This window comes from Moorena sp. SIO3B2 (assembly GCF_010692525.1).
Classification (GTDB): Bacteria; Cyanobacteriota; Cyanobacteriia; order Cyanobacteriales; family Coleofasciculaceae; genus Moorena; species Moorena producens.
Map to the genome: position 1 here is coordinate 1 of NZ_JAAHHE010000461.1, position 4,200 is coordinate 4,200.

A 4,200-nucleotide genomic window follows, 5' to 3' on the forward strand; every position below is an offset into this window, starting at 1 on the left:
GCAAACTTATATTGGTCTGCCTCTTGACACCATTTTTCCACCTGCTCTGGTGTAGCCGTGGGAATAAGCAGGGCATGGTCGATTATGGGAGCAATATCAATGTCTGGATAGTCTATATCCATCGCTATATAAGATACTTAAGTAAAAATCAACCAACTTGTCAGTATAACAGTTAACAGTCAACCGTTAACCGTGTCAGGCTAACAAGGCTGCTGTCACCCAGTCAGGTCAAAAACTTATCCGTTGCTTCGATCAAAGCACTGCGGATACCTGGTTCTGCCATGGAATGACCCGCATCGGGTACCACAATCAACTCAGCTTCTGGCCAAACCTGATGTAATTCCCAAGCTGATACCATCGGACACACCACATCATAGCGTCCCTGGACAATCACCCCAGGGATAGATTTAATCCGGTCTACATTCCTGAGTAACTGGTCTTCTGGTTCAAAAAAGCCTTTATTGACAAAGTAATGACATTCAATTCTGGCAAACGCATCAGCAAATTCACCCTCACCAAACTTTTGGATCAGGGTTGGGTCTTGGAAGAGTTTACTGGTACTTGCTTCCCAAATTGACCAAGCCCGAGCTGCTGAATTGCGGGTTTGAGGATCCGGACTGGTCAACCGTCGATAGTAAGCAGAAATTAGATCATGGCGTTCTATTTCTGGAATCGGCTTGATATAGTCTTCCCAAGCATCAGGAAAAATATAGCTTGTTCCCTCCTGATAGAACCAACGAATTTCTTTTTGCCTAAGCATAAAAATTCCCCGCAAGATCAGTCCTAGACAGCGTTCAGGATGGGTTTGACTATAGGCTAAAGACAGAGTACTACCCCAACTACCCCCAAAAACTACCCACTGCTGAATACCCAGTTTTACTCGCAGTTTTTCGATATCACGAACTAAATCCCAAGTAGTGTTTTCCTCAAGTTCAGCATGGGGAATACTTCTACCACAACCCCGTTGGTCAAACATGACAATTCGCCATTTCTTTGGGTCAAAGTATTGGCGATAAACCGGTTGGCTACCACCTCCTGGTCCTCCGTGTAACACGACTACTGGCTGACCTTGTGGGTTACCCGACTCTTCAAAATAAATGGTGTGGAGGTTAGAAACTGTTAGGGTTTGCTGGTTGTAAGGTTCGATGGGGGGATAGAGTTCTCGCATAGTTGTGCCTTGGGGTTACAGTTACGATTACATAAAGTACATACAAAAATAATTAAAAATATCGACAATCGTATTATAAAGTAGTATAATAGTAATCTAGCTTATAATCTCCAATTGCTTAACCTCTAATTATCCCAATTAAAATTAGGAGGCATTTCATGAATGCCAATCAAAAAACCTCCTTAAATTTTCTGAACCATCTGTGTACCGATAATACGCCTTTTATTGTGCGGCGTGATCACCAGCCTCCAGAGTGGCAGGATGCAACCCTACATCAGTCCATGTATGAGCAGAATCCAGAATTCTATGCTCTGTTGGCGGTAGTAGAAACGGTTCAGCCGTGGCAACAAGCACGGATCCTGTTTCAACTACTACAATCCTCTAGAGTTGGCATGTCCGTTGATCAGCGCTGTCTTCTCAACCGGGTCACTGGTTTCTTGCTAGCAATTCTACCTCCAGACTTAGTGCTGACAATATTTCTTGCCCTAAAGCGGGTGCGGTCAAATCACAAGCACACCACTAAAGCCATCCTCAACTATATACTCAATCATCCTGAGCTGGCAGATATGGCAAGCTCTCGCCGTCCGGCGTTGGTGGATAGCTTAGAACATGCTTTAGGAAAGAATGTTGTTCGTGCTTGTGCCAAAATGCTGACCCAACCTGAGACAGAGGAAAGTCAAACCTATCTACGTCGTCATCTGCTGCGCTTTGCTCGGGATCCGGAATGGGTGAAATTAATTTTTCCCCTGTTGTACAAGCAGGGAACTCCTCAAACCAGCAATGGCAACTATAAACTAGCTCATACCCAGTACACCGAAAAACTAAAAGGGGAAAAACTACGTCTGAAAACTGTGACAGCTACTAATCGAGGGGATATTAGTGCCACTCTTGTTCATCTCTACCGGGGAGGCAAGTCCCCAGAATTGGAGCAATCCCTTGATTACTACGTGGAAGAATCTGTGCGCCAACTGCCGATTTTTACGGGGAAGATGGCACTAGTGCTGGATGCATCAGCATCGACTCGTAGTTACGGAGAACGGGAATTTTCTACCCTCTCCCAATCTGTCGCCTTGCAACTGGTATTGAAGAAATGCTGTCGTAACTTACAAGTCTATACTGTCGGCGGGTCTGGATTTCCGCCAGTGCCAGAAGGACATACAGATTTAGCCCTGGCTCTGCTGGATGCCTTGGAAAGTCAACCTGACTTAGTAGCGATTGTCTCTGATGGCTACGAAAACTACTATCCAGGAGACTTAGAAAGGGTAGTGGAAGCACTGCCAAGATGTGGGGTAGAAACTCCTGTAGTGTTCTGCCATAGCAAATTCACTCCTGCCGATAACTTAACGTTACGTCGTCCTGTTCCAAATCTCCCTCAGTTGGAATTTTGGCATCAGGAAGACTTTGAAACAGTATTGTTAAGTCTGTTTTCCAGGGTTAACAGCCAAGAGGCTCAAACCTGCTTACAGCAGTTTCTACTGCAAAAACTGGATCAGATTGAAAAGGAGTTAGCGCTATGGACTGTCATCAATTAGTTCAAAATGTCTTTGACCTATCTCCTTACCGTTTCGGCATACCTCAAAAGTCAGGTGTTCTGACAGTCGTGCCAATATTCGGTGGAGAGAATCGGGTTCAATTTGTAGGTCCGCTCTCTGGACTGAAGCTATTGAGGGTTGATGGTTATGGTAATATCGAAGTTGCCAACCCCTCAGAAGCAGGGATTGCGATTGTTCCCCTACACATGGGTTATATCCAAGATGGGGCGCAAAATCATGCCCTCTGTCGGTCAGCCTTCATCGCTGCTGGTCAAAAACTGATGTTCCGAGATGCTTGCTGTGTCCAAGAGTCCCAGGGAGGTTATCTCGAAAGTCGTCAGCAGTGGTTTTTTATTCTGCCCCTCCATCTGCGCAACGAAGCATTAGGACAGCGAGGTATAGAGAGTTACAGCAAACTCTGGCATGGGATTAGCCGCCTTAACCAGCAACTTGGCTTACCCAACCGGGGTCATTTGGAACAGATTCTCAGTCGTAAGCGAGCCTTTTTGACCCAATATCAAAGCCGCTTAGAATTGCTATCTGGGCAAACCGGTGCGCTATTCTTCCTGCGGGATAAATTAGCGGGGATAGAAATTGCTCCCAATGCCGCTTACTTCCAGGAGATGTGGATGCCTTTGGTTTGCTTTTGCTATGGAGTAGGGGCAATGGTTGAAGAACACCATACCAAAGAAGAAAGTCAGCCCACCTTGGCTTTGTGTGCCAGCAATCTCAGGGAATTAAGAGATCAACTACTGGCTAGCCGTGTCAAATGGCAACAACAGGTGAGCAATTGGCTGGCACAAACTCCGCCAGAAAAGTTCACAACTAAGGAAGAAGAACGTTTTCTTAACCTCCGTCTGGAAACAGTGATAGGCAAAAATTTTGCTGGTCAGTTTGTGGAGGAGGAAGGACGTTTGGTTTATGGGTCTGTGTTTGGCAAGCCGGAGTATTTGTCTGGAAAGTCTGTCAGTGCCTCAGTTCCAGAGCCATGAGTGGAACATAATTTTCTCTGTTTTTTGTAAACAACAGTTTATGGCTTGACAGAGTTGGTTTCTTTGTATTACACTTGAAGTATAGCAAGAACTGAGTTAGGTATCGACGTTACAGTCACTGATCCCATAGTCAGACTAGTTAACTAAGTATTAGCTATTAGGCGACGTCGCAGCGCTAACCACCTGTCTTGCTTTAATTAGCTTTAAACCAATTCAAAGTGACTCCCCAAGTCTTCCCCTGAGGCTCAAGCTTCGCAAACGAGCCAAAAACCCGAGTTTATGGCATTTCTTGCCTTATCTGATATTAGTTGTAATCTTTTTAGATAATTTTGGTTTGTTAGCAAAGAGGTTGATAGTGGCAGAGGTTGTTAACATACTGACTGTCACCTGCTCACACTCAACCGTCAACCGTCAACTGTAAACTATCAAATGATCAAAGAGTTTCTCAAGCGGAACAAATCCCTTCATCGCAGGGTTAAGCTCTATAAGCGCAGACAGCGCATTATTC

The 4,200-nt window shown here is 45.1% G+C and carries 3 protein-coding genes and 1 pseudogene; 2 read left to right on the plus strand and 2 right to left on the minus strand.

Annotated elements, in window-relative coordinates; genetic code table 11:
• Both F6K38_RS44565 and pip read right to left on the minus strand, forming a co-directional pair.
• A pseudogene (locus F6K38_RS44565) lies at positions 1-122 on the minus strand (deoxyribose-phosphate aldolase); the annotation flags it as partial.
• A 101-nt stretch (positions 123-223) separates the two neighbouring features.
• Positions 224-1,168 (minus strand): prolyl aminopeptidase, encoded by a 945-nt coding sequence (gene pip, locus F6K38_RS36175; RefSeq protein ID WP_287359860.1) that lies wholly within the window; start codon positions 1,166-1,168, stop codon positions 224-226.
• Between the two features lie 158 nt (positions 1,169-1,326).
• Between pip and F6K38_RS36180 the strand changes: the two genes are divergently transcribed.
• Complete coding sequence (locus F6K38_RS36180) at positions 1,327-2,700, plus strand: VWA domain-containing protein (RefSeq protein WP_287248720.1); 1,374 nt, start codon at positions 1,327-1,329, stop codon at positions 2,698-2,700.
• A complete protein-coding gene (locus tag F6K38_RS36185; RefSeq protein WP_287248721.1) occupies positions 2,682-3,692 on the plus strand; it encodes an ARPP-1 family domain-containing protein in 1,011 nt (336 codons plus the stop codon). Before F6K38_RS36180 ends, F6K38_RS36185 begins: the two co-directional genes overlap by 19 nt.
• Positions 3,693-4,200: the final 508 nt, after the last annotated feature.